General features: G+C 46.5%; 27 protein-coding genes and 2 pseudogenes. All 29 read left to right on the forward strand.

Annotated elements, in window-relative coordinates; all coding sequences use genetic code 11:
• On the forward strand, nt 1–144 hold a 144-nt coding region (locus tag ACO4XG_RS09770; RefSeq protein WP_485129701.1), incomplete at its 5' end, for a Maff2 family mobile element protein.
• A gap of 17 nt (nt 145–161) precedes the next feature.
• The gene (locus tag ACO4XG_RS09775) at nt 162–1,028 is read left to right on the forward strand and encodes a VirB6/TrbL-like conjugal transfer protein, CD1112 family (protein ID WP_308508017.1); all 867 of its coding nucleotides are present in this window, start codon (nt 162–164) and stop codon (nt 1,026–1,028) included.
• Between the two features lie 15 nt (nt 1,029–1,043).
• Complete coding sequence (locus ACO4XG_RS09780; protein WP_308508016.1) at nt 1,044–1,448, forward strand: PrgI family protein; 405 nt, start codon at nt 1,044–1,046, stop codon at nt 1,446–1,448.
• 15 nt (nt 1,449–1,463) lie between these two features.
• On the forward strand, nt 1,464–3,974 hold the full coding sequence (locus ACO4XG_RS09785; protein WP_485129702.1) for a VirB4-like conjugal transfer ATPase, CD1110 family: 2,511 nt from the start codon (nt 1,464–1,466) through the stop codon (nt 3,972–3,974).
• A 252-nt stretch (nt 3,975–4,226) separates the two neighbouring features.
• On the forward strand, nt 4,227–5,693 hold the full coding sequence (locus ACO4XG_RS09790; protein WP_485129700.1) for a C40 family peptidase: 1,467 nt from the start codon (nt 4,227–4,229) through the stop codon (nt 5,691–5,693).
• 14 nt (nt 5,694–5,707) lie between these two features.
• On the forward strand, nt 5,708–5,974 hold the full coding sequence (locus tag ACO4XG_RS09795) for a DUF4315 family protein (protein WP_308508014.1): 267 nt from the start codon (nt 5,708–5,710) through the stop codon (nt 5,972–5,974).
• Complete coding sequence (locus ACO4XG_RS09800; RefSeq protein WP_308508013.1) at nt 5,964–6,704, forward strand: DUF4366 domain-containing protein; 741 nt, start codon at nt 5,964–5,966, stop codon at nt 6,702–6,704. Before ACO4XG_RS09795 ends, ACO4XG_RS09800 begins: the two co-directional genes overlap by 11 nt.
• A 28-nt stretch (nt 6,705–6,732) precedes the next feature.
• The gene (locus ACO4XG_RS09805; protein WP_308508012.1) at nt 6,733–6,876 is read left to right on the forward strand and encodes a hypothetical protein; all 144 of its coding nucleotides are present in this window, start codon (nt 6,733–6,735) and stop codon (nt 6,874–6,876) included.
• Nucleotides 6,860–7,492, forward strand: coding sequence for a JAB domain-containing protein (locus ACO4XG_RS09810; protein ID WP_308508011.1), 633 nt, complete (start codon nt 6,860–6,862; stop codon nt 7,490–7,492). The genes ACO4XG_RS09805 and ACO4XG_RS09810 overlap by 17 nt, the downstream gene beginning before the upstream one ends.
• Nucleotides 7,493–7,505: 13 nt before the next feature.
• Nucleotides 7,506–7,700: a hypothetical protein gene (locus tag ACO4XG_RS09815; protein ID WP_308508010.1), complete on the forward strand. Its 195-nt coding sequence runs from the start codon at nt 7,506–7,508 to the stop codon at nt 7,698–7,700.
• Nucleotides 7,701–7,898: 198 nt separating this feature from the next.
• A complete protein-coding gene (locus ACO4XG_RS09820) occupies nt 7,899–8,150 on the forward strand; it encodes a DNA topoisomerase (protein WP_308508009.1) in 252 nt (83 codons plus the stop codon).
• Nucleotides 8,151–8,227: 77 nt separating this feature from the next.
• Complete coding sequence (locus ACO4XG_RS09825; RefSeq protein WP_308508008.1) at nt 8,228–8,530, forward strand: hypothetical protein; 303 nt, start codon at nt 8,228–8,230, stop codon at nt 8,528–8,530.
• A 78-nt stretch (nt 8,531–8,608) separates the two neighbouring features.
• Nucleotides 8,609–8,695, forward strand: a pseudogene (locus ACO4XG_RS09830) (toprim domain-containing protein); the annotation flags it as partial.
• Nucleotides 8,696–8,859: 164 nt separating this feature from the next.
• A complete protein-coding gene (locus ACO4XG_RS09835) occupies nt 8,860–9,087 on the forward strand; it encodes a transposon-transfer assisting family protein (protein ID WP_308508006.1) in 228 nt (75 codons plus the stop codon).
• A 34-nt stretch (nt 9,088–9,121) separates the two neighbouring features.
• Nucleotides 9,122–9,406 carry a plasmid mobilization protein gene (locus ACO4XG_RS09840; protein ID WP_330670083.1) on the forward strand — a complete coding sequence of 95 codons (285 nt, stop codon included), beginning with the start codon at nt 9,122–9,124 and terminating at the stop codon, nt 9,404–9,406.
• A 93-nt stretch (nt 9,407–9,499) separates the two neighbouring features.
• A complete protein-coding gene (locus ACO4XG_RS09845) occupies nt 9,500–9,793 on the forward strand; it encodes a hypothetical protein (protein ID WP_308508005.1) in 294 nt (97 codons plus the stop codon).
• Nucleotides 9,794–9,877: 84 nt separating this feature from the next.
• Nucleotides 9,878–11,272 (forward strand): relaxase/mobilization nuclease domain-containing protein, encoded by a 1,395-nt coding sequence (locus ACO4XG_RS09850; protein WP_308508004.1) that lies wholly within the window; start codon nt 9,878–9,880, stop codon nt 11,270–11,272.
• Nucleotides 11,273–11,515: 243 nt separating this feature from the next.
• Nucleotides 11,516–11,755, forward strand: coding sequence for a helix-turn-helix domain-containing protein (locus ACO4XG_RS09855; protein ID WP_330670084.1), 240 nt, complete (start codon nt 11,516–11,518; stop codon nt 11,753–11,755).
• Nucleotides 11,756–11,921: 166 nt separating this feature from the next.
• Nucleotides 11,922–12,578 (forward strand): annotated as a pseudogene (locus ACO4XG_RS09860) (DUF4391 domain-containing protein).
• Nucleotides 12,575–13,711, forward strand: a complete 1,137-nt coding sequence (locus ACO4XG_RS09865) for a hypothetical protein (protein ID WP_308508003.1) — start codon at nt 12,575–12,577, stop codon at nt 13,709–13,711. The pseudogene ACO4XG_RS09860 and the gene ACO4XG_RS09865 overlap by 4 nt, the downstream one beginning before the upstream one ends.
• Nucleotides 13,704–15,548 carry a site-specific DNA-methyltransferase gene (locus ACO4XG_RS09870; RefSeq protein WP_308508002.1) on the forward strand — a complete coding sequence of 615 codons (1,845 nt, stop codon included), beginning with the start codon at nt 13,704–13,706 and terminating at the stop codon, nt 15,546–15,548. Before ACO4XG_RS09865 ends, ACO4XG_RS09870 begins: the two co-directional genes overlap by 8 nt.
• A 68-nt stretch (nt 15,549–15,616) precedes the next feature.
• Nucleotides 15,617–16,678 (forward strand): PDDEXK nuclease domain-containing protein, encoded by a 1,062-nt coding sequence (locus tag ACO4XG_RS09875; protein ID WP_308508020.1) that lies wholly within the window; start codon nt 15,617–15,619, stop codon nt 16,676–16,678.
• Nucleotides 16,675–19,731, forward strand: coding sequence for a type III restriction-modification system endonuclease (locus ACO4XG_RS09880; RefSeq protein WP_308508001.1), 3,057 nt, complete (start codon nt 16,675–16,677; stop codon nt 19,729–19,731). Before ACO4XG_RS09875 ends, ACO4XG_RS09880 begins: the two co-directional genes overlap by 4 nt.
• 610 nt (nt 19,732–20,341) lie before the next feature.
• Nucleotides 20,342–20,446: a hypothetical protein gene (locus ACO4XG_RS09885; RefSeq protein ID WP_485129703.1), complete on the forward strand. Its 105-nt coding sequence runs from the start codon at nt 20,342–20,344 to the stop codon at nt 20,444–20,446.
• 159 nt (nt 20,447–20,605) lie between these two features.
• Nucleotides 20,606–21,850 (forward strand): MBL fold metallo-hydrolase, encoded by a 1,245-nt coding sequence (locus ACO4XG_RS09890; RefSeq protein WP_308508000.1) that lies wholly within the window; start codon nt 20,606–20,608, stop codon nt 21,848–21,850.
• A 160-nt stretch (nt 21,851–22,010) separates the two neighbouring features.
• On the forward strand, nt 22,011–22,991 hold the full coding sequence (locus ACO4XG_RS09895) for a helix-turn-helix transcriptional regulator (RefSeq protein WP_308507999.1): 981 nt from the start codon (nt 22,011–22,013) through the stop codon (nt 22,989–22,991).
• Nucleotides 22,992–23,147: 156 nt separating this feature from the next.
• A complete protein-coding gene (locus tag ACO4XG_RS09900) occupies nt 23,148–23,747 on the forward strand; it encodes a LexA family protein (RefSeq protein ID WP_308507998.1) in 600 nt (199 codons plus the stop codon).
• 23 nt (nt 23,748–23,770) lie between these two features.
• Nucleotides 23,771–23,962: a hypothetical protein gene (locus ACO4XG_RS09905; protein ID WP_308507997.1), complete on the forward strand. Its 192-nt coding sequence runs from the start codon at nt 23,771–23,773 to the stop codon at nt 23,960–23,962.
• A 651-nt stretch (nt 23,963–24,613) separates the two neighbouring features.
• Nucleotides 24,614–24,904: a helix-turn-helix domain-containing protein gene (locus tag ACO4XG_RS09910; RefSeq protein WP_308507996.1), complete on the forward strand. Its 291-nt coding sequence runs from the start codon at nt 24,614–24,616 to the stop codon at nt 24,902–24,904.
• The last annotated feature ends 372 nt before the right edge of the window (nt 24,905–25,276 follow it).

Consider the following 25,276-nt stretch of genomic DNA (forward strand, 5'->3'; position numbering starts at 1 on the left):
GGAACGGCAAAATTTTTTACACTTCTACTACTTCTTTATCACACATCAGCAAAGTCGCAGGGCATGAAGCAGCTGATGGCGGGCGGTGGTGTCGCGCTCATCGGCATCACGCTGGTGCCCCAGCTTGCCGGACTTTTCGGTTGAGAAAGGAGTGTTAAGAATTGGAAGACGTACTCCAGCAGATTGGCACATGGATGAAGGGGATTCTTGTCAACGGCATCATGATCCAGCTGTCGGGACTCTTTGATTCGGTAAACACGCAGGTTGGTGATATTGCAACACAGGTGGGGACTACCCCGGCGAACTTTTCGCCGGGGATCTTCTCCCTGATACGGAATATTTCCGAGTCCGTCATACTTCCGATTGCAGGTCTGATTCTCACCTTCATTGCCTGCTGCGAACTGATTCAGATGATTATTGACCACAATAACCTTGCAAACTTTGAGACGTGGATTTTCTTCAAATGGATTTTCAAGACCTTTGTGGCAGTCACGCTCATTAGCAATACCTTCAACATTGTGATGGCGGTCTTTGATGTGGCACAGCATGTCATTAACAGCGCAGGCGGTCTGATTGCCGGTAGCACGGCGGTGAATGGAAGCGCCTTAGAGACCATGCGGCATACCCTGGAAGGGATGGATATCGGAGAACTCTTTGGACTGTATCTGCAGAGCATGATACTACAGTTCACAATAAAGGCGCTTAGCGTTGTGATTTTTGTAATCGTCTACGGCCGAATGATTGAAATCTACCTGATGACCAGTATGGCGCCGATTCCGTTCTCGACCTTCGGGAATCGTGAGCAGAGCGCGGCGGGGCAGAATTATCTCAAATCCATGCTTGCTCTTGGCTTTCAGGGTTTCCTTATCATGATTTGCGTCGGCATCTACGCAGTGCTGATTCAGGGAATCACCATCTCCAGTGATATCATCGGCTCCATCTGGGGCGTTGTCGGGTATACGGTGTTATTGTGCTTTACCTTATTCAAGACAGGCTCGATTGCAAAGAGCATTTTCGCGGCGCACTGAGGCAGGAGGTGTTATATGGCAGCTTATATCCCTGTCCCTCGGGATTTAACGAGGGTCAAATCCAAAATTCTTTTTAACCTGACAAAACGTCAGCTTATCTGCTTTGGGGCGGGAGCACTGATTGGTGTCCCGTCTTTCTTTTTGCTCAAAACACTCGGTACGACCAGCATGGCGGTCATTTGCATGATGGTCATCATGCTGCCGTTCTTTTTCCTCGGAATGTATGAAAAGGACGGGCAGCCGCTTGAGAAGATTGCAAAGCAGTTTATTGAGGCCAAGTTCGTAAGACCTAAAGTTCGTCCCTATCGCACCAATAACTATTATGCGGCACTGATCCGTCAGGCGGAGCTTGAGAGGGAAATCGAGCATGTTCTGCAGGCTACATCCGGTGCTGCGAAGAAGAAACCTGAAAGGAGGTAAATGCCTTTGTTTACGATGAGAAATCCGTTCCGAAAAACGGGGAAAAGAGAGCTGAATCTACCGAAGAACTTGAGTAAGGCGCAGGAAAAAGAGATTCTGCAGATTATCAGGAAAGCGAGAAGCGATGACGGAATCCCCCGCAGCGCCCAGGATTCAATTCCGTTTCAGCGCATGTTTCCGGACGGAATCTGCAGGGTAACGGATCGCTACTATACCCTGACCATTCAGTATCAGGATATCAACTACCAGCTGGCACAGCAGGAGGACAAGACCGCAATCTTCGAAGAGTGGTGTGCCTTCCTGAACTCTTTTGACAGCACGATTCACTTTGAACTGTCCTTTATGAATATGGCAACGGACGCAGAAAGCTTTGAGAAAAAAGTTCGTATTCCCTGCCGGAATGACCACTTTAACGGCATTCGAAACGAGTACAGCCAGATGCTGAGAACCCAACTGGCACAGGGGAATAACGGTCTGACAAAGACCAAGTATATTACCTTCGGAATCGAAGCGGATTCTATGCGCGAGGCTAAGCCAAGGCTTCAACATGTACAGACGGATATGATGAATAACTTAAAGCGCCTCGGTGTTTCCGCCAGGGTATTAAACGGCAGGGAGCGCCTGCAACTGATGCACGCCATGTTCCACATGGGTGACCATGACCGCTTCTTTTTTGACTGGAGCTGGCTTGCGGGTTCCGGTCTCTCCGTGAAGGATTTTATCGCGCCAACCTCGTTCTCCTTCCCCGGTAGCAGGACTTTTACGATGGGGGATTTGAAGGGAGCCATGAGCTATCTGCAAATCACGGCATCGGATCTCTCGGATCAGATGCTGAAGGATTTCTTGGACACGGAGTCCAGCCAGATTGTGACGATGCACGTTCAGTCGGTGAATCAGACAACTGCCATCAAACAGATTAAGCACACCATCACGGAGCTCGACCGAAGCAAAATCGAAGAGCAGAAAAAGGCCGTCCGTTCCGGGTATGACATGGACATCATCCCTTCGGATCTTGCAACCTACGGGAAGGACGCAAAGGCTCTCTTAGAGGAGCTGCAGTCGCAGAACGAGCGTATGTTCCTGATTACCTTCCTGATTATGAATACTGGGAAGACGGATCAGGAACTGGAAAACAATGTGTTTCAGGCATCTTCGATTGCGCAGAAGCATAACTGCAATCTTCGAAGACTCGACTTCCAGCAGGAACAGGGGCTTATGAGTAGCCTACCGCTGGCAAACAACCTCATCGAGATCCAGCGTGCGCTGACCACAAGTTCAACGGCAATCTTTGTTCCCTTCACCACACAGGAACTGTTTCAGACCGGAAGTGAGGCGCTTTACTACGGCCTGAATGCGCTGTCCAACAACCTGATTATGGTGGACCGTAAGAAACTGAAAAACCCGAACGGCTTGATTCTCGGGACACCCGGTTCCGGCAAGTCTTTCTCGGCGAAGAGAGAGATTGCCAATGCCTTTCTGGTGACGGATGACGACCTGATTATCTGTGATCCGGAGGCCGAGTATACGGCTCTGGCCAACTGCATGGAAGGGCAGGTCATCAAAATCAGCCCGACCAGCACGCAGTATATCAATCCCATGGACATCAATGATTCCTACAGCGAGGAGGATAACCCTCTGGCGCTCAAGGCTGACTTTATCCTGTCTCTCTGCGAGCTGGTTGTAGGCGGCAAGGATGGCCTGCAGCCGATTGAGAAGACCGTGATTGACCGTTGTGTCCACCAGATCTACCGGCACTATTTTGAGGATCCGAAGCCGGAAAATATGCCCCTTCTGGAAGACCTGTACAATGCCCTCTTAAAACAGGAGGAAACAGAGGCAAAGCGTGTGGCGGCAGCGCTTGAAATCTATGTGAAGGGCTCTCTCAATCTCTTCAACCACAGAACCAATGTGGACATTCAGAACCGCTTTGTCTGCTATGACATCAAGGAACTTGGCAAGCAACTGAAAAAGCTTGGAATGCTGATTGTGCAGGATCAGGTCTGGGGACGTGTCACGGCCAATCGTTCCGCCGGAAAGACCACCCGCTACTATATGGACGAGTTCCACCTTCTTCTCAAAGAGGAACAGACAGCGTCCTATTCCGTGGAAATCTGGAAGCGCTTCCGCAAATGGGGCGGCATTCCGACCGGCATCACCCAGAATGTAAAGGATCTCTTATCCAGCCGCGAGGTAGAGAACATCTTCGAAAACTCCGACTTCGTATATATGCTGAATCAGGCTGCCGGTGACCGGCAGATTCTGGCGCAGCAGCTGAACATCTCCCCACACCAGTTGTCCTATGTGACGCACTCCGGCGAGGGCGAAGGACTCTTGTTCTACGGCAATGTCATTCTCCCCTTCGTGGACCATTTTCCGACGGATCTTCAGCTGTATAAGATCATGACGACCAAGTTATCCGAGGTGCAGGCGGCAGGACACGAAACCGGACAGGCGGGAGAAAAATGGGTTGCGGACGGTATGGGGAGTGCAAAGCACCTGCCGATGCAGCGGACAAAGGAGGCGTAAATTATGGCAAGGAAAGCGTCCCGCCCCCGGTTAACCGAAGAAGTATTGGCAAAGCCCAGAGAAAAAAAAGCGGAAACCAGGGCTGAAAAAGCAGCAGATAAGGCTGAGCGTGTAGCAAAGAAAATCCGGAAGAAAAGGAATCCGATATCTGACGCGGCTACGCGGCACAGGACAAAGCTTAGCTTTCAGAAACAAGGCGGTAAGGCAACACATTCTGTAACGGCTACGGTTTCCAAAAAACTTCACAGCCAGGTGGCAAAGGACAATCAGGACAATAATACGGCTGTTGAGGCGGCAAATACAGCTACGGATGGCACGGAGACCGGTATTCGCACTGTCAATCATACTGTCTATAGCAAGAAGCTGAAGGCCTATCAAAAAGCTGCACAGCTGCAAGCCAAGGCAGACACAGCAAATGTAGAAGCAATCTTTCAGCAGCGCATGGCGGAATATCCGGAGGTATTTTCCAATCCGATTTCCCGCATGAAGCAGAAGAAAGCAATCCGGCAGGAATACGCTGCCGCAAGGCGGGCGGAACAGGCGGCGGCAAAAGGCGGTTCCGCTACAAAGGAAGGCGTGACCGAGGTGAAATCCATTGCCCAGAGACTTTCGGAGCTGAAAGATAAAGGGATTGAATATATCGCGGAGCATCCGCAAATGATTCTAACAATTGCCGGACTGGCCCTGCTCATTATGGCCTTATCATCCGCGTTGTCTTCCTGTTCGGCCTTCCTGCCGAGCGGCTTCGGCGCAGTGGTAGCGACGACATTCACCGCAAAGGATGGGGATATCATCGGGGCCAATGAAGACTATAAGGCGCTTGAGGCTGATTTGCAGAGGCAGATTGATTCTATCCAGGCAACGCATCCGGGATATGACGAATACAACTTTCACTTGGATGAAATCGGGCATGATCCCTATCAGCTCGCGGCGTATCTGACCACGCAGTTCGAGGACTATACGAGGGCGGAGGTGCAGGACACGTTACGGAGACTCTTTCATCTGCAGTATGTGCTGAATATCGAGGAGGTGGTGGAAACGCGCACCAGAACCGAAACGCACACCAGCACAAGCATGGATCCTGTCACCGGAGAGACCACGGAAGACAGTGAAGAGGTCGAGGTTGAGTATGAGTACTACATCCTCAACATTACGTTGACCAATAAAAACCTCGGGCATGTCATCGCAGAGTCCGGCGGCATGACGGAAAAACAGGCGGAGCGCTATGGAATTCTGCTGCTGACCAAGGGGAATAAGGCGAAGCTATTCGAGGATGAGGCCTTTGTTTCTGCCGGAAGTGATTACCTTGACTACGACATTCCTGGTGAAGCACTTACGGATGAGCGCTTTCGGAACATGGTCAATGAAGCGGAAAAATACCTGGGTTATCCCTATGTGTGGGGCGGGTCATCGCCTTCGACAAGCTTCGACTGTTCCGGTTTTGTGAGTTGGGTCATCAACCACTGTGGCAACGGCTGGAATGTGGGTAGGCTTACGGCAAATGGGCTAAAGAACTACTGCCAGACTATCCGGGCAAGTGATGCAAAGCCCGGAGATCTGGTCTTTTTCCGTGGTACCTATAACACTTCGGGAGCCAGCCATGTCGGTATTTATGTCGGAAACGGGATGATGATTCACTGCGGAAATCCAATCTCGTATGCATCTATCAATACGCCCTACTGGCAGCGGCATTTTTACTGCTTCGGACGTCTGCCGTAATAAGGAGGAACACAATGACAAAGCTTGAGAAAATCGGTGCTGATTTGAAGCGTGCCCGCGTCAAGCAGGCCGTGTGGACACAGCGCGTCAAGGAACTGGAGAGTCGCTATCGCGAAGAGGAGAACAGCGTGATTCATACAATGGTTCACGCGGCGAATCTGACGCCCGAGCAGCTGGCAAAGGTGATTGCCCTGGCAGGGCAGGGTATGGTTGGCGTTTACCCTGCGGAGACCGCTGAATCGACCGGTAACAAGGAACAGGAGGATGAAAATGCGTATTAAGAGACTGATGGCTGGCTTTATGGCCGGAGCATTGCTGTGCGGAAGCATTTCCGTGGCCTGCTTTGCCTTTGCTACGGAGACAGAGAGCACTACGATGACTACCGATGCCGTCGCAGAGGAAGCAACCACGGAGGCGGAAACGCGCCCTGAGGAAGATACCCGTCCGCTGACACCAAACGGAAATCTGACACTGGTCGATGACATCGGGTCGCAGGCAGGACAGGGAAGGCAGTTTATCACTCTGGTAACCAAGTCCGGTAACTACTTCTATCTGATCATCGACCGCAATGATAAGGGCGAGGAAAACGTGCACTTCCTGAACATGGTGGATGAGGAGGATCTGTTTGCCCTGATGGATGAGAAGCAGGTAGCCGACTATAAGGCAGCCCAGAACGAAAAGAATAATGCTACGGGTGCTGCCGTTGCGACGCCTTCTGCGGCCGGTGCAGTGCAGGATTCTGCGCCGGATCCCACAGTGAAGGAAAAGAAACCCGTCCATCCCCTTCCTCTGGTCGGTGTCGTTATTGCGCTGGCTGCCGGTGCCATCGGATACCTCTACTTGCAGTCGAAGAAAAAGCAGACCGCTGCGCTGAGACCGGATCCGGATGCCGATTATGTGGATGAGGATGACGAAGAGGCCTATGAATTCCCGGAGGATGATGAGACTGACGAGGAGGACGGGCCGGAGGAGTCGGAAGTTAAAAGCAGCGGGGACGAGGATCAAGCGTAAGGGGAGTTTCACGAAAGGAGGAGGTTGCATGAAAAAGAATAAGTGTAAAGCACACGCAACGGAACTGACGGTGGAAGGGCTCCGCGAGCGCCTGGAAGAGCTGAAGGATGAAAAGTTCATTCTCACCGTTTCCCTGCAAAAAGGAGGTGATGACGGTGACGAAAAAGCCTGATCTCTACGAAGCAGACAGGGACGGCTTTCAGCTTGAGCAGGTCGGTATTCGTCTGGTCAAAGAGCGGTCGCTGTATTCCGAGACAAAGATTGATTCTCCGGAAGCTGCGGTACAGCTGGTAGCGGATGCACTTCTCGACTATGATCGTGAGGTTTTTGGCCTCATCAATCTGCAGGTTGATAATAGACCGATCAATTTAAACATTATCAGCATGGGCACGCTGAATTCTTCGCTGGTTCATCCGCGGGAAACATTGAAGTCGACCATTTTAAGCAACGCTTCGAATGTACTGCTGTTCCACAACCATCCCTCCGGCAAGCTGAAGCCCAGCAAGGAAGACATCTCCATTACAGATCAACTGGTGCAGGCCTTTAACATGATGGGAATCAAGGTGTTAGATCATGTCATTGTCGGGAATGCAACGAATTATTACTCGTTTCTTGAGCAATGTACGCTTCCCCTGCCGAGGTCTTCCTATGCTACTTCTTTGGAGCAACTGGATTTACGGAAACAGAAGGTTGCCGAGGCGGAATCGGTGGTAGCCAAGCTGAAAGAGACTGAGCACCCGCAGAAAAGAAAAAGGAGTAAGGCAAAACCGAAGGAACCGGAGTTATGAGGGAGAGACAAATATGAAACACGTCATTGCCGAAAAGCCTTCTCTTGCGAAGGTGCTTGCCAAGGTTCTCGGTGCCAACAGGCCCTGTGAAGGACACCTTTCCGGAGAGGGCTATATTGTCAGCTGGTGCGTGGGATATCTGGTAGCACTCTCTGCGCGGCGGCTTACCGTGAGGGCTATGCCAAATGGCGCCCGGAGGCATTGCTGATACTACCGGAGCAGTGGCAGTATCAGGTGTCTGTGTCCACGAGAAAACAGTTTATGATTCTGTGTAAGCATATGAATTGGGAGGATGTGAAGAGCCTGGTTTACGCGACAGATGCTGGAAGCGAGAGAGCTGATTTTTCGCATTGTGTAACACTAGGCGAAATACAAGAAGCCTTTTCAGAGGCTCTGGATTTCCGGCATGGAGAATCAGACCATAAGGGACAGTTTCAATCAGTTGAAGCCATCAACAAAATGCGATGCTTTGTTCGAAACTGTCCTTTGCCGGGAGCGTAGCGACTGGATAGCCGGTATCAACGCTACCCGGCTTTTTTCATGCCTGTATGGTTCGACGCTGAATGTCGACCGCGTGATGATACCAACGCTGGCCATGGTGGTCATGCGTGACACAGAGATTGCGGTGTTTCGGTCCACGCCGTTTTATCTGGTTTGAGACAAGAATTGTAATAGATTATACGTTTTGATGATGATATAATGAAGACAACAAATAAGAAAGAGAGGAGCAACGTTATGTACGAGATCGTGACGGGAACACAAGTGGGCACAGATTTATCCGTAGCAACCGCAGCAACCTCTTTTACCGAGTTCACAGCAGAGCTTCTTAAGGCTATTCCAATGGCTTTGGCTGAACCTCTTCTCAGTTATCAGAGAACTAAGGCCCAGAGGGAATTGATTGCAATTGCAATCAATGCAAAAACGAGAGAACGCAGTGAGATTCTTCGTACTATGCAAGAACTGGCAAAGCTTGGCCAGCTTACGCCGGAACTCTCAAATCAGTTACTGATGTTATACCTGCAACAGCCGGGGTTATAAAAACTGACGATTACATACCCTTCCGTTCCAATTGGTTTGGTTCGGAAGGGTTATTTTTATGTAAAGGAGGACGCTAAAATGAAACTTGTCATTGCTGAAAAACCTTCTGTTGCCCAGGCACTTGCCAAGGTTCTCGGTGCAAACAGACCCTGTGAAGGCTACCTTAGAAGGGGGAGCATTCGCCGGAAGGACTGCAAGAGCCAGCGAAGCGGAAAGAAGTACAATGCGAGTCTCTTGCTCTTGGCAAAGGCCGACGGTAAAGCAGAGTTCAGGTTGAAATTTGATGATACCCATGATGCCGGATGATACGAAGGCGGGAAGGAGACGCAATGGTATTTACAAAAGACGAGAAAACGCTGTTGATTCTCTACGGTGAGAAAAACAGAAGCGGAACACTCAAAAATCTGTTTCTCATGCGGGGACAGCTTCAAACGGATGAGAAAGCACTGTCAGCTCTGACAGATGCCGTAATCCGGAAACTTGGCGGCATGACCGATTCTGAATTTGATGGTCTGAATCTCTTAGGTGCGGTGAGGAGCAGCAATACGGGAACGTAATCAGGAAATTCATGTGCTCCTTCTTCCGGAAGAGATGGAACGGATTAAGCAGAAAATGACCGAGCTTGGAATCATCAACCGCAGTGCTTATGTGCGTAAGATGGCGCTGGACGGTTACTGTATCAACCTGGATCTGACAGACATGAAGGAAATGGTGTCTTTGCTCCGGCGCTGTAGCAATAACCTGAACCAGTATGCAAAGCGGGCAAATGAGACCGGATCCATTTACGCTGAGGACATCCGGGACTTGCAGGCGAGGCAGAGTGAAATCTGGGAAATCGCGAAGGAGATGCTGGCAAGACTTGCGACGATTCAGTGAGCGTCATAGATTAGCGGAGTGCTTCGTTGACATCCTTGCAATACGGGTTAGGGCATTATAAACTGACTGTAAAGCAGACAAGGAGGTAACGATATGTGGCTGATTAAACTCCCGTTCCGAATTATTGCACTCCCTATCATGGCAGTCGTTGGCGCGCTGTCAATCTTCTACAGACTCATTCTGGAGATTGGACTGCTTGCAATCGGGCTGATTTACGTTATCCTCGGTATCGGCCTTGTCAACTATCTGATTCAGCGAAATTGGCTGCAGGTAGGAATTATCCTCGGCATTGGAGCGATTGCTTTTGTAGGCTCCATGTTTGCCCAGGTACTTGCCACAGGTCTGGAGGCACTGAGCGGAAAACTTGTTGAATTTGTATTCACTTAAGTAGTCAAATAAAGTCGAGGCCCGAGAACAGAAATGTTCCCGGGCCGTTTTCTTTTGCAGCTGATACGGAAAGGAGTTACAGAGATGGCAGCCACACGACTCATTGCTCTTCATGCCAATAAGGGAAAGACCATTGCGCGAAGTCTCAGTGACCGGACGGACTATGCCAAGAATCCGGACAAGACCGAGAAAGGCGAGCTTGTCACCGGCTACCAATGTGATCCCTTTACCGTAGATGAAGAGTTCATGCTGACCAAACGGAAGTATGAGCAGATTACAGGCCGTCACCAGAGACGCGATGTGATTGCCTATCAGATTCGACAGTCCTTTAAGCCCGGTGAAATCACACCGGAGGAGGCAAATAGAATAGGTCGGGAGTTGGCGATTAGATTCACCAAAGGGAAGTTTGCTTTCATCGTTGCGACACACACGGACAGGGCACATATCCATAATCACATCGTGTTCAATTCGACATCTCTTGACGGTACAAGGAAGTTCAAGAACTTCTGGTTTTCGGGCCTCGCACTGCAACGCTTAAGTGACCTTGTCTGCCTAGAAAACAGCTTATCGGTGATTGAAGCGAAGCCAATCGGCGAGCGGAAAAAACGGACGGAATACCCCACACGGACAAGCATCCGTGACTTCATCTGCCGGGATATTGACCGGATACTTCAAAAGAAGCCGAAGGACTTTGAGACAGTCCTCTTTCAGCTACGGCAACTTGGCTATGAAATCAAGCGGGGGAAACATGTTTCCGTTAAGGGTAGGAATCAGAAGCGCTTTGTCCGCTTATCCTCACTTCCGGAAGGATATAGAGAAGCGGAAATTCGTTCGGCACTCTCCGACGAAGCAAAGCATGAAGGCAGACCACACCAAAAGCAGGAACACTCTTTCAATCTGCTCATCGATATTCAGAGCAAACTGCAGTCCAAAGGCAAAGGCTTCAAGCGATGGGCGACAGTCTACAACCTCAAACAGATGTCAAAGACGCTACTGTTTCTCCGTGACAACAAGATTGATAGTGTTGACCTACTGAATGCACTCACAACGGAAAAGCAGGAGAAACGAGGCCGCCTGCTCTGTGCAATTCAGGAGTCTGAGAAGCGGCTGGCGGGAATCGCGGCGCTGAAAATGCAGATCATCAACTACTCAAAGACTAGAACGATTTACGAAGCGTACCGGAAAGCCGGATACAGTAAGAGCTTCCTGGAGGAGCACCGGAAAGAAATTATGCTACACAAGGCGGCGAAAGCGGCCTTTGATGAACTTGGCATAAAGAAACTGCCAAAGGTTAAAGAACTGAGCCTTGAATACGAACAGGTACTGGAAGAGAAAAAGGCAGCCTATGCCGAGTACCGGCAGGTGAAAAAGGAAATGCAGGAATTCTGGATTGCGCAGAGAAACATCGCCTCACTCTATGCCGCGGAGCGTGAAGCAGATGAAGAGAGACAGCGACGGGAAGAGAAGAAGCAGAGATGATTAGGGACCAGGACATCGGAGAAACACGTCAGTGTCCGGTTCTGCTATCAAGCGTTCCGCAGGAACGCGCAGCCTCACGAAGTGAGTTCTTCTAAGGGCTTGGGAGTATCCCAACAAGTGGCGTATGAGGTCCGGATGGACGCTCATACACTGCTTGCAAATTAGCGAGGTGACAAAAATTTTGAGCAATAGGAGTAGATGATTGGATTGATTTACCGCTAAGTTTGGAGTATGTTTATTTTGATGCGTTATATTGTTTTATCAGACAAAATGGAGAACTTTATGGGTTATTTATCGATTAAACAGACATCTGAAAAATGGAGTCTCTCTGTCAGGTGGATCAATGATCTTTGCAAAGAAGGTCGTATTCCTGGAGCAGTGAAGATTGGTTCATACTGGGCTATTCCGGAAGATGCAGAAAAGCCTAAAGATGCAAGAATCAGGTCTGGAAGATATATAAAAGATCAAAATATTCCAGAATAAAATAGTCAGGACGATGATGTGATTTGCGATTACCTGAAACCGAAGTAGCTTCTGGATGATGTTCGACTTCTCTGCCGGCGGAACTTCGGCGTTGATGTCCGACATTTCAGGACTAAGTGATTTTGAATTAATCTGCTTCTTGGTAGTGAAGTAAGGAGGGATTCTTTTGTTAGGACTTCCGAAGTCAACAGAGTTTAATAAGCGCCTGCCAAAGCAGAAGTTCTATGAGAACCTTACGATTACACCTGCCTTGAAAAAGAGCTTTGTTGATGATATTCGGATTATCTACTGGCGCAACAAAATAGCTGCATCAACGATGAATCTCGCAGCGGGACAAACAGTAACCGAGATTAAGGTCTTTGAAATTCGCCTGAATACACAGACAGTGAATGAGGCTGTCCTGCGGAAAATAGACCGTGAAATTCCGTATCATATCCTGTTCCTTTTGGAATACGGCGGCAAGTATCAGGCTTGGATTGGATACAAGGAAGCTGTTACGGGAAACAATTCCTTTAAGGTTAATAGTTACTATCATTCCGATTGGTTGGTCGAGGACGAACTGCCAGTTAAAGCCTAGGGCTTGAACTTGAATGAGGTATATGAGAATTTTGTCCGTCAGCTTGCAGGCGATGTATTGCAACAGACAGAATGTGTTCAAGAGGCTCTGCAAGAGTCTGTTCAACGGAGTGAGCAGAAGGCTCAGCTCCAGAAGCAGATTGATAGCTTGCAGGCAAAGATACGCAAGGATAAGCAGCTGAATAAGCAGATGGAAATGAATACCCAGCTAAAGAAACTTCGGAAAGAATTGGAGGCGATGAAGTGATCCAAGAGTACCTTTTTACAAATGACAAATACAAAGCTGATCTGGAGAACTTAGTTATTCCAGAAAAAGTATTTAAAGAGGTCGAGGAGATTGAGGACAGTGAATGCTGGACACTCACTTTGAGTATTGATAGCGAAAGCGAGGAAGCTGCGAAGTTACTTGATCCTCTCAACATTCAAATTTGTGAGAAATACAACCCGACAGTTTTGTCTAATGAATGTTCGGGATACTTCAATAAGTCTTTATTCCCTATAGCGAATGAGTTTGAGCGAAAACTCAGAAAGCTCCTATATCTTGCAAGTTCGCTTCAGGGAGACAACGAATCGCATAAGGTGATTTCTGATCTTGAAGTAAAAGATTTGGGTGAGATATTTGCCACACTCTTCTCTGATGTGAACTTCGTAAAGGGAGTAAAAGAGCTCGTCAATCAAAAAACATGGCGGTTTACGCGAACGGAACTTTTAGCTGCTATTGGGGAGCTTGAGGAAAACACCTTATGGGCTACTTTGCTTGGAAATAACCTTGTTAAGACGCTGTGCAAACGATTTGGTGAGTTGCGTACATATCGTAATGATGTGATGCACGCTCACAATATAGATTACAATACTTTTAAGACAGCACGAAATCTTTTCAAAAAAGTGAATTCAGAGCTTGATTCAGCTATCAGAAAGCTCATTGGTGCTAAGAAAGAAAACGAAGAGATTACGCCAGTGGATTTCAATAGTACTCTGAGTTCGGCATTGGCTGCAACGCAATCACAGGTGGATACAAGCAATTTATTTGCTACATCTGAAGCATTACGCGGTATTGTCTCAAGCCAGCCTATTATTAGCCAAGAAGTTTTAAATGCCCTGTCTGAAACTGGTCGATTTTCATTGGAAGAATACACTTTGAAAGCAGCGGGAATAGAAACGATTGCCAGTATTAGGGAAAATACTAAGCTACAGAGAGATATGATTACTTCAGCAACAAGAGCAGTGAGAGAGATTGAAAAACAGCTTACGACATATAAAATTGACATTCCTCCTGCTGTAAAAGAATTAAAGCAGAGACTGTCTGAAATGAATTTTGGGGTATCGCCTCATAGCGGTGAGACCAAACAGGATGATGAGGAGGAGAATTCTAATGGATAAGATGAGAATGGAATCTCTGGATATAACCGCTCAGAATGTGGAGCAGATTGGGGCAATGTTCCCTAATTGTGTAACCGAGACGGTCGACGAAAATGGAAAGCCTAAGAAGGCAATCAATTTTGACCTGCTCCGTCAGATGCTGTCTGATGAGGTAGTCGAAGGCGATGAAGCCTACGAGTTTACATGGGTTGGAAAGAAGGCTGCTATTGTAGAGGCCAACAAGCCCATTCGCAAAACACTGCGTCCTTGCCCGGAGGAGAGTGTAGATTGGGATACCACAGAGAACCTCTATATTGAGGGGGATAACCTGGAGGTTTTGAAGCTGCTTCAGGAAAGTTATCTTGGCAAGGTAAAGATGATCTACATTGATCCTCCATATAATACAGGCAGTGATTTCGTGTATGCAGACGATTTTATGCGTTCTCAAGATGAAGAAAATCGACAAATGGGAATGTATGATGAGGATGACAATCGACTTTTTAAGAATACCGATTCTAACGGAAGATTTCATTCCGATTGGTGCAGCATGATGTATTCAAGACTTATGCTTTCCAGAAACCTTCTGACTTCAGATGGGGTTATTTTTATCAGTATTGATGACAACGAGTATGCAACTTTGAAAGAATTGTGTGACGAGGTCTTTGGCAGTACTTCTTTTCTTGCCAATTTTGTTTGGAAACGGAGGTCTTCCTCTGCTCTTGATAAGAGTAAATGTTCAACGGATCATGAGTATGTTCTTGCTTATAAAATGCCAAACTTTAAGGCATTAAGAGGAATTGACAAGGATTACAAAGGTTATTCAAATCCTGATAATGATCTAAGAGGACCATGGACGACTGGTGATTTAACTGTGGGAATGACTGGAGATATGAGACCAAATCAGTTTTATGATTTGGTAGACCCCAAAACAGGTATTGTCTACAAACCTAACTATAACCGAGTTTGGTCATATATTCCTGAGTCAATGGAGCAGTTGATCAAAGAAGATCGAATTGTTTTTCCTTCGGCCCCTTCAAAGAGACCTATGAAAAAAAGGTTTTTGTCTGAGCTTGATTCATCAACTAATCCACAATCTACATGGATGGATAATGTTGGAATGAATACAGAGTCTACACACCAAATGTACGAGCTGTTCGGAAACAACTTTTTCTCTTACACCAAGCCACTCTCTTTAATAAAGGCTTTGGTTCTCCAGGTCGCAGGTGAAGGAGATATTGTCTTAGACTTCTTTTCTGGATCTGCAACTACCGCTCATGCAGTAATGCAATTAAATTCAGAGGATGGAGCTAAAAGAAAGCATATTATGATTCAACTTCCAGAAAAAACCGAAGCTAACAGTGAGGCGTATAAGGCAGGGTACAAAAACATCTGTGAAATCGGTAAAGAAAGAATTCGGCGCGCAGGAAGCACATTTGATGCAGAAAAAGTAGATGTTGGTTTTAGAGTTTTCAAACTGGATGAGTCTAATATGACCGACATCTTCTATTCAGCTGATGAGTATAATCAGAACCTTCTTGCTATGCTTGAATCCAATGTAAAATCTGACCGTACTGATCTGGATCTCCTCTTTGGCTGCTTGTTGGAATGGGGACTACCACTGTCTCTGCCATACAACAGCGAGACTATTGAAGGCTGCACAGTTCATACTTATAACGACGGCGATTTGATTGCTTGCTTCAATGAAAATGTCCCTGACAGCGTGGTCAAGGAAATTGCTAAGCGTCAGCCGCTTCGTGCCGTATTCCGTGACAGCAGCTTTGCCAATAGCCCTGCCAAGATCAATGTGACTGAGATTTTCAAGCTGCTTGCTCCGGACACCAGGGTGAAAGTCATTTGATTGAAGGGACGATTATGGAAAAGGATAAGGGTTTAATTACGAAGCAACCAGAAAACCTCTCTCCTGAGATGACCGTACTCTGCCAGAATGCCATTGACCTGATTCAGTATGCCCGCAAAGTCGCTGCGAAGCAGGTAAATCTGGTACAGCTTATGACTTACTATTCCCTTGGTCGCTGGATCGTGGAAGAGCAGCAGCAAGGTGAAAATCGTGCGCAGTATGGCAAAAAAGTCATCAAAAATCTGTCTGCGGCGCTGACAGAACAGTTTGGGCGAGGATTTTCTGCGGATACACTTGAAAATGCAAGAAAGTTTTATTTGAATTATCAGGAACGAATTTCCGAAACAGTGTTTCGGAAATTTGCTGTCGAGAAATCCGAAGCAGCGTTTCGGGAATTTGAGGAAATATCTCCGTTCGTTCTGTCATGGTCGCATTACTTGCAGTTAATGCGAATCAAAAACAATGATGAACGCAGATTCTATGAGATTGAAGCTGCCGCTTCGGGGTGGAGTATCCGCGTTTTACAGCGCCAGTTTAATTCCAGCTTGTATGAACGTTTGGCACTGAGTCGAGAGAAGGACGAAGTGATGCGCCTTGCATCGGAGGGGCTGGTTATCACTAAACCTGCCGATATTGTAAAGCAACCGACCGTCCTGGAGTTCTTGGGATTAGAAGAAAAAGCGGCTTACTCTGAGACTGATTTGGAAACCGCCTTGATTGATAAGCTGCAGAAGTTTTTGCTGGAGCTTGGCAAGGGCTATCTATTTGAAGCTCGTCAGAAGCGGTTCACGCTAAACGAGGACAACTACTATGTGGATTTGGTTTTCTATAACCGTCTGCTCCGATGCTATGTCCTGATTGACCTGAAAATAGATAAGCTCACTCATCAGGATTTAGGTCAGATGCAGATGTATGTCAACTACTATGACCGTTATCAGAAGTTGCCGGATGAAAATCCGACGATTGGCATTCTGCTGTGCAAGGAAAAGAATGATGCTCTTGTAGAGATTACACTTCCGGAGAACAGCAATGTGTATGCTTCTGAATATAATCTCTATCTGCCGGATAAGAAGGAACTGCAAAAGAAACTGAAACAGTGGATAGAAGAAACCGGAGGAGAGGATGCATGAAACTTCAATTTAAGCACCAGAAGTTCCAGGAAGATGCGGCAAAGGCAGTTGTAGATGTCTTTGCTGGGCAGCCTTATCTGACTCCGACTTACATGATGGACAGAGGCTCTGGTCATTATCAGACCACCTTGACTGAAGGGGAAGATTTCACCGGCTGGCGTAACCAGCCACTTGTGCCGGAATTGTCCAATCGCATTATCCTGGAACAGATTCAGAAAATACAAAGAAGCTACCAGATTGCACCTTCCCCGAAGTTGGAGGGTGAAGGTTACAATCTGACCATTGAGATGGAAACCGGTGTTGGTAAAACCTATACTTATATCAAGACCATGTTCGAGCTAAATAAGCACTATGGCTGGAGCAAGTTCATTGTCGTCGTGCCGAGTATTGCGATTCGTGAGGGCGTTTATAAATCCTTTGAGGTTACTCAGGAACATTTTGCAGAAGAGTACGGAAAGAAGATTCGCTTCTTTATCTACAACTCTGCCCAGTTGACGGAGATCGACCGGTTTGCATCCGATAGCTCCATCAATGTAATGATTATCAATTCCCAGGCATTCAATGCCAAGGGAAAAGATGCGCGTCGTATCTACATGAAGCTGGATGAGTTCCGCTCCCGTCGTCCTATCGACATTATTGCAAGGACCAATCCGGTTCTTATTATAGATGAGCCGCAGTCTGTCGAAGGCAAGCAGACGAAGGAGCGCCTGCGTGAGTTTGCCCCCCTGCTGACCTTGCGCTATTCTGCCACCCATAAGTCTGACAGTATCTATAACATGGTCTATCGCCTGGATGCGATGGAAGCCTACAATAAGCGCCTGGTTAAGAAGATTGCTGTCAAAGGTATTACGGAATCCGGCAGTACAGCGACGGAAAGCTATGTCTATTTGCAGAGCATCAATCTGTCTAAGGCTGATCCGACTGCAACCATTCAGTTTGACTTTAAGGGTGCTACTGGGGTTCGGAAAGTCACAAAGACTGTTGGAATTGGATTCAATCTCTACGATCAGTCCAATGGCATGGAAGAATACCGCAACAACTTTGTAGTCAAGGCGATTGACGGTCGTGATGATTCTGCAGAGTTCCTGAACGGTATCAAAATCTATGCTGGCGATGTAATCGGTAAAGTTAGCGAGGAGCAGCTGCGCCGCATCCAGATTCGTGAAACGATTTTGTCTCACATTGAAAGAGAGCGGCAGTTGTACTACAAGGGCATCAAAGTTCTTTCTCTGTTCTTTATTGATGAAGTTGAACATTATAGGAAGTATGATTCAGCTGGTGAGCCATTCAACGGTATCTTTGCAGATATGTTCGAGGAAGAATACCGGGACATCGTGGAAAATCTGCAAATGGGTATAGGAGAAGATGCGTATTTCCGTTACCTGGCCTCTATATTTGCGGAATCTACCCACGCCGGTTACTTCTCTATTGATAAAAAGGGCAAGATGGTCAACAGTAAGGTCGGACGCAAGGAAACCACTTCGGACGATGTGGATGCCTATGACCTGATTATGAAAAACAAGGAGCTTCTTCTGGATAGAGACCCGAAGCGCTCTCCGGTTCGTTTCATTTTCTCTCACTCCGCCTTGCGCGAAGGTTGGGATAACCCGAATGTATTCCAGATTTGCACCTTGAAGCAAAGCAGTAGTGAAGTTCGTAAGCGCCAAGAAGTAGGTCGTGGTCTGCGCCTCTGCGTCAACCAGAATGGTGAGCGCCAGGATAGCAATGTTCTTGGTAACGATGTTCATAATGTCAATATCCTGACCGTCATTGCCAGCGAAAGCTATGATTCTTTCGCAAAAGGTTTGCAGGGTGAAATCGCTGATGCAGTTGCAGATCGTCCTCGTGCAGTTACCGTAGATTTGTTTGTGGGCAAGGTTATCACAGACTCCAATGGTCGTGAGCAGGTTGTCGATAAAGATACTGCTGATGCTATCATGTACGACTTGACTATCAACCGCTACATTGATAAGAGAGGCGCACTTACCGAGAAATATTACGAAGATAAGGCCAATGGCACTTTGCAGGTTGCAGAAGAGGTGGCTGATTCTGCGGCTTCTGTCGTGAATATCATTGACTCTATCTATGATCCGAAAGCAATGCAGCCTGAAAATGCCCGCAGCAACAATGTTGAGCTTAAGGTTGATGAGGAAAAGCTCGCCATGCCTGAATTTAAGGCCCTCTGGTCTAAAATCAACGCAAAGTCTATATATATCGTAGACTTTGATACAAACGAACTGATTCAAAAGGCCATCGTTTCCCTTGATTCCAAGCTGAGAGTATCTAAGATATTCTTCAAGGTTGAGACAGGTGCCATGGAAGAAATCAAATCGAAAGAAACTTTGGAATCTGGATTGGCATTTGTGAAGGAGACATCTGATTCCTATAGTACACAAACCCGGATTTCTGCTAACAGCAGCGTAAAATATGATCTGGTTGGCAAGCTGGTGGAAGAGACAAAGCTGACCCGTAAGGATGTTATTGCGATTCTGCGAGGAGTCCGGAAGTCTGTATTTGACCAGTTCAAGAATAACCCGGAGGAGTTCATTATCAAGGCAGCAGCCCTTATCAATGATGAAAAAGCCACAGCGATTATCCAACACATTACCTACGATGTTTTGGACGAACACTATGGTACAGAGGTATTTACCGATCCGACCATTAAGGGCAAGCTCGATGTCAATGCTATGAAGGCAAAGAAGCACCTGTATGACCACATCGTCTTTGATTCCACCAATGAACGCGACTTTGCTACAGAATTGGATGCCAATACCGATGTAGCTGTGTATGTGAAGCTGCCTGATGGCTTCTATATTTCTACCCCGGTAGGACACTATAACCCTGACTGGGCGATTGCCTTCTATGAGGGTAAGGTGAAGCACATCTACTTCGTAGCTGAAACCAAGGGGTCTATGTCCTCTATGCAGCTGCGACTGATCGAAGAATCAAAGATTCACTGTGCCCGTGAGCATTTCAAAGCTATCAGTAGCCATAGTGTTGTGTACGATGTGGTCGATAGTTACCAGAGTCTTTTGAACAAGGTGATGAGGTGAGTTGATAGGGGGGAGTGTAGTGGTACAGTGAATTTGTCACACCTTCGCCTGATAGATTATAATGTCAAGAGAGGGAAAAGATACATGACTCGAATATCAGACGAAAAGTTGTTCGCGCGCACATTCAGGATGGACGCAGGATTGCTAGACATGTGGCTGAGTACGGCATATTCAGAGCCACTGTTTCCAACTGGGGGCGCTCGTATCGCGAAGAATGCCAAAAGAATGATGAGGAGAAGTCTCAGTTCGAGATGATGGAAGAACTTCGTAATCTCCGGCGTGGAAAAGCGAATTAGAAAAGGAGAACAGCTTCTTAAAAAAGCGACGGAATTCTTCGTGAAAGAAATCGATTAGAGGCATATCGTTTCCTTGACCCAAAAACCTTGACTGACTCCGTTTGACAAGAGAGCGGAGTGTACCATTAAGCAGTAGTGTTACAAAAAGCGTTGACCACTAAAGCTTTGTACGACGAGATCTTTTACTACTTAGTAACATGTGGAATTCAGGAATTCGCCGAATAACGATGTGTTGAAATTGAGTTACATGGGCGCTATGCTTAGGACAGCGAGATCGTTTAGCGTTGAAAGACTTCATTGTTTAACTGAATTACATCCTTCGCATTGTAAATGATATAGCGAGATCCTGTCACTTTTATGAGGAACTGAATTTTACTGTCTCAGAGTTTGTGTACAATCGGATCCCCCACTTTCTTTAACAGAGATTTGCCCTTGAAAAGGGAGAGGGAGCGATTAAGTTGTAGTTTTGCATGAAGACATGGAGAGGTGATTACTACAAATTTCGACAGAGATTAGGAAATGTAATAGATGACTGTATTTAATCGGATTAGATCGACAAAATAAAGAGAGAGTAAGGAATGGATATGTTGAACATGGAAAGAAGATTTCATCCGGTAGGACAAGGAGCTTTTTATAGTGAACATTTTAACTATAGAGGTGAGAAAGTAAATGTAGTATATGACTGCGGAACATTAGCGGGAAAGAGCATCACAGACAGAGAAATAACGAATACGTTTCGGTATGGGGAAACAGTAGATGCTGTGTTTATATCGCATTTGCATAAAGATCACATAAGCGGGATACCAGATTTGATAAAAATCTGTGATGTGAAAAGGATATTTTTCCCGGTACTCACGGAAACAGATAAGTGTTTGTCGAAAATCAAAGCTATGGTTGATGGGGATGACGGGTTTACGGTCAAGTTTATAGACTCACCTCTAAAAGCGATAAGAGATATAGAAAGTGATTACTCACAAGACGTGGAGCTGATTGGAATTCTTCCAGCTGACCCAAATGATATCCCTGATATCCCTGATATCCCTGAATCAGAACACGATTTGGGGATGGATATTAAATTCCTTGATGGAATTCGTGGGGTTTGTGACTATACTTTGCCGTCAGGGCTGAATGTTGCAAATAAGATTCATGAAAAGCTAAAATGCCAAGAGATTGGTTGGCCATTTTGGACCTATGTCCCTTACAATTTTAGCATGTCCGGAAGAATCAACATGTTGATTGAGGAAATTGAGAATCGTTTAGGAATCTCTTATAATGAATTGATGTGGTTGGGGCGAAATCTCAACAATTATTGTTATAGAATCGAGAAAATAAAGAAAGCATATAAAAATATTACTAAAGATTTCAACTCTCATTCTATGACATTATACTCAGGAAGTGTAGATCTGCACATTGAAGAAATGTATGCGAAAATAGGTGGCTGTAAAAACATAGTATGGGAGTGTGATTGCTATTGGTATTTGAGGAGTCTGGAAGATTCGGCGTGCTTGTACAGCTCGGGATGTTTGTATACTGGGGATTATGATATGAAAAGTCAGAGTGTGATGGATAAATTGAAAGATAAATATTCACGGTATTGGGATGAAATATTATTGATGCAAATACCACACCATGGATCTCAGAAAAATTACAATAGCGCGTTAGTTAAGAGAGGGGGGATATACATAATTTCGGCTGGAACCGGCAATGTGTTTAGACACCCAAGTAGTAGTGTTATACGCGATATTTGTATTAAGGGAGGACACCCTATTGTAATAACGGAAGTTGAGGAAAGCTTGGCGTGTTTTGGGATGGCTTTCTGGTAAGTGGATAGAAGTTCGTAGAGCAGGGGAACAGTTTATAAGTATATACATCGTGAATTACGCTTGCGATTTTTAGGTAATAATATCTTTTCACTATCAAGAAGTAGTTCATAAGGACTTTCAGAATCTATTAAGTAGATCTTTCTCTTAGCGGAGGAAATGTATGTACAGTGGAACAAAGCTCAGAATCCTATATTTGTACCAACATCTCCTTAAACACACCGACGCAGAACATCCGCTCTCTACCGCCGAGTTAATCAAGATTCTGAAAGAGCAATATGCCATCAAGGTTTCCCGGAACACGATTAGCGATGACCTCGCCATTCTCCACGATTGCGGCCTTCACATTGAGCACTATGAGTCTACGCAGAACAAGTACTACTATGATGGTCACACCTATGACCTGGCTGAGCTTAGGCTTCTTGTAGATGCAATTTCTTCCTCCAGGTTCATCACGCAGCGTAAGAGTGATGAACTGATTACAAAGCTTCTCACACTGACCAGTGTGGCAAATGCTGCGAAGCTTCGCAGGCATATCTATGTATCTGGACGCGTCAAGTCGGAGAACGAGCAAGGGTATTATATTGTGGATGCCATCCATGAAGCGATTGATACCCGCAGGAAAATCCGGTTCATCTACACGGACTATGATGTGAATAAGAAGCGGTATGCGACCAATGGTGGTTCGCCATACACAGTAAGTCCCTATACGCTGGAATGGGATGGTGACTACTATTATCTGCGCGGATTTTGTGATGAGCGTCAGGCCGTACGTACCTTCCGCATCGACCGCATTGCGGAGCAACCAAAGATTCTGAATCAGATTGCGGTGTCACCCCCGGAAGACTATTCGCCTGCTCAGTACAGCAAGAGAGTTTTCCGTATGTTTGACACGGATCAGCCGGAAGAGGTTCAGCTCCTGTGTCATATGTCGACGATGAAGCATCTCATCGATCGCTTTGGCATGAATGTTAAGACAGAACCGATTGATGAAGAGCACTTTAGGACAGAGATTCTTGTATGTACCAGTTCAACCTTTTACCGCTGGATTTTTGGCTTCAACGGTAAGATGAGGATTTTGGGCCCGGAATCGGTCCAGACTGCGTATCGGGAAATGCTCCGGAAGGCTCTCGAAGAGCTGTAGTCAAAGTTTTGTGCCCAATATTCTGCGCACCTGCGTTCCGTTAAACACCTGACCCCTTGACCTCACCGTCAAGGGGTTTTATGATGCCACTAATGGAACGATTCGTTCCGTTATCGATTGAAAGGAATTGAGACCATGAGGAAAATGAACTCAGAGATGATGGAACTCATCATTTCCTATGTTGATCAGTATTTCTGCGAAAAGCATGTCACTCCCTCGGTGAATGAAATTGCTCAGGGCGTGGACATCCCTAAAACAACCGCTTATCGCTACCTGGTTGAAATGGATAACCGCGGAATGATCGAGTATGATGGTCAGTCTCGTGCCATCAACACGCCGATGATCAACAAGTTCACGACCGGTTCTGCCCCCTGTCCTGTTGTCGGATCCATACCGTGTGGAACTGCGGAGGAAAAGGAGGAGTGCATTCGGGAGTACATCAGCCTTCCTGTTTCCCTTTTCGGGAAGGGTGAGTTTTATATCCTGGAGGCATGCGGTGACTCTATGGTTGATGCGGGCATCGATGATGGTGACAGAGTCGTTATCAGGATGGATTGCGAGGCCAAGGTTGGTGATATCGTTGTTGCCCTCTTAGGGGACAATGAGAGCACATTGAAGGTGTTTGGTGGCATTGACGCTGAGAATCGGGAAGCGATTCTCCTTTACAGGAACGAAGCTGTTTATCCCGGTAAAGAGATACGCACGAAAGATCTGATTGTTCAGGGAGTCGCCAGGCACGTCATCAAGGCACTGTAATCCGATGAAACGGAGGTGAAAGCATGAATCAATACGATATGAGATGTCCGGTCTGCGGCAAGGTGAATCATCAGTTGCTTCTCGAAGAGACAGACGGATGGATGGAATGCGAATACTGCGGGGAAACGACGCAGCAGCTCCGAAGAATGTGGAAGATACAGAAGCCTTTTTCGTTGGTAAGAGAGTTTGAGCATGTCGCAATTCCTGCAGTATGAAAAACGAGCGAATGAGAGGGGAGCGAGGTAATTGGCACATGAGAGCCGGGGTGTATTACGCCCGAGAAGCGTTTGTTGTCCCAACTGCCATGAGGTTAATCACGGTTTGGAGGATCGCGAGGGCATAGTCCGCATCACCTGCAAACGCTGCAAGTCGGTTATGGTACAGAAGCGAATGGGGCGCAGACACAATCGTATCGATGTGTATGCGCCTGAGGGGCAGGACTGAACTGAGATAGAACAAACAAAATTGAATGAGCGTACAGACGGGAATGGTCGAGTTGAAACAGACTGCGTAAATCCATTTCAGGTCACATGCTTGAATAGTCGATGAGTTAAGCCAGACATACATGAGAGGCCATCGGCAAGGACGGGATTCCTATATCCATAGGATCCCTTTCTTGTCGGTGGCTTCTTTTTTGTACCGTTTAGCAAGACAAATGTATGATTTCAATCTACTTCTTAAATATATTGCGTCCTGGCATGTATGAAGAGCTGAGGATATACATATTGCATAGTTCAGATTTCGGAGAAAAGCGATATCGGTGTCCTTATCTTTTTGGCTTTCGTAAGGCCCTGAAGGTTCCAATCTGTCTGCAGGAAGGAGTGGATCCTTCAAATCTCCCGTGTCAGGAGGAAAGGAAAATAATTTTGTACAATTTAGGGAAAGCTGATTTTGCAGAGCGTTTGAAAGCACTTCGTAAAGCCCGAGGTAAGACACAGGAGAAAAGTGCCGAAGAACTCAACATCAGTCTCGAACATCTCGGCAATATAGAGCGTGGAAAAGGGAAACCATCGCTGGAACTGCTTGTTGAAATTGCGCTCTATTTTCACGTTAGCACAGACTATCTGCTTCTGGGGAATGAGCTTGATAAAGATTCTGTTCGTATGAATCTTATTGAAATGGCTTCTCATATGATGGAACTTGCCAGTAAATTGTAGAGCATCGGAAGTAGTAGAATTTCCCCCTTTTTTTGATAGGGCAAATGATACAGACAACTTTACATATAGATACAATCCAGAAGATGGATGAGACAATCTGAGTCCTGATGTAAACCTCATGGAATTGGTTTGGTTGCTCCAGAGGCAAAGAAAAACCTGCAGATACCATAATTGTGGTACCTGCAGGTTTTTGGACAGAAAAATAGGGCTCAATCCTAAGATAGAGCCCTTACAAAAGCAGTGCTGCTTTTTCGACGTGCTACTAGTTTAAACGATGGAGAACCAGTTGTCAATGACCAGTTTCAAAAAGTTGAAATTGGATGATTGTAAGATGAACTAGGACAATAAAAAAGAGCCGATGACGAACTCGTG

It is taken from the genome of Stomatobaculum sp. (genome assembly GCF_057248925.1).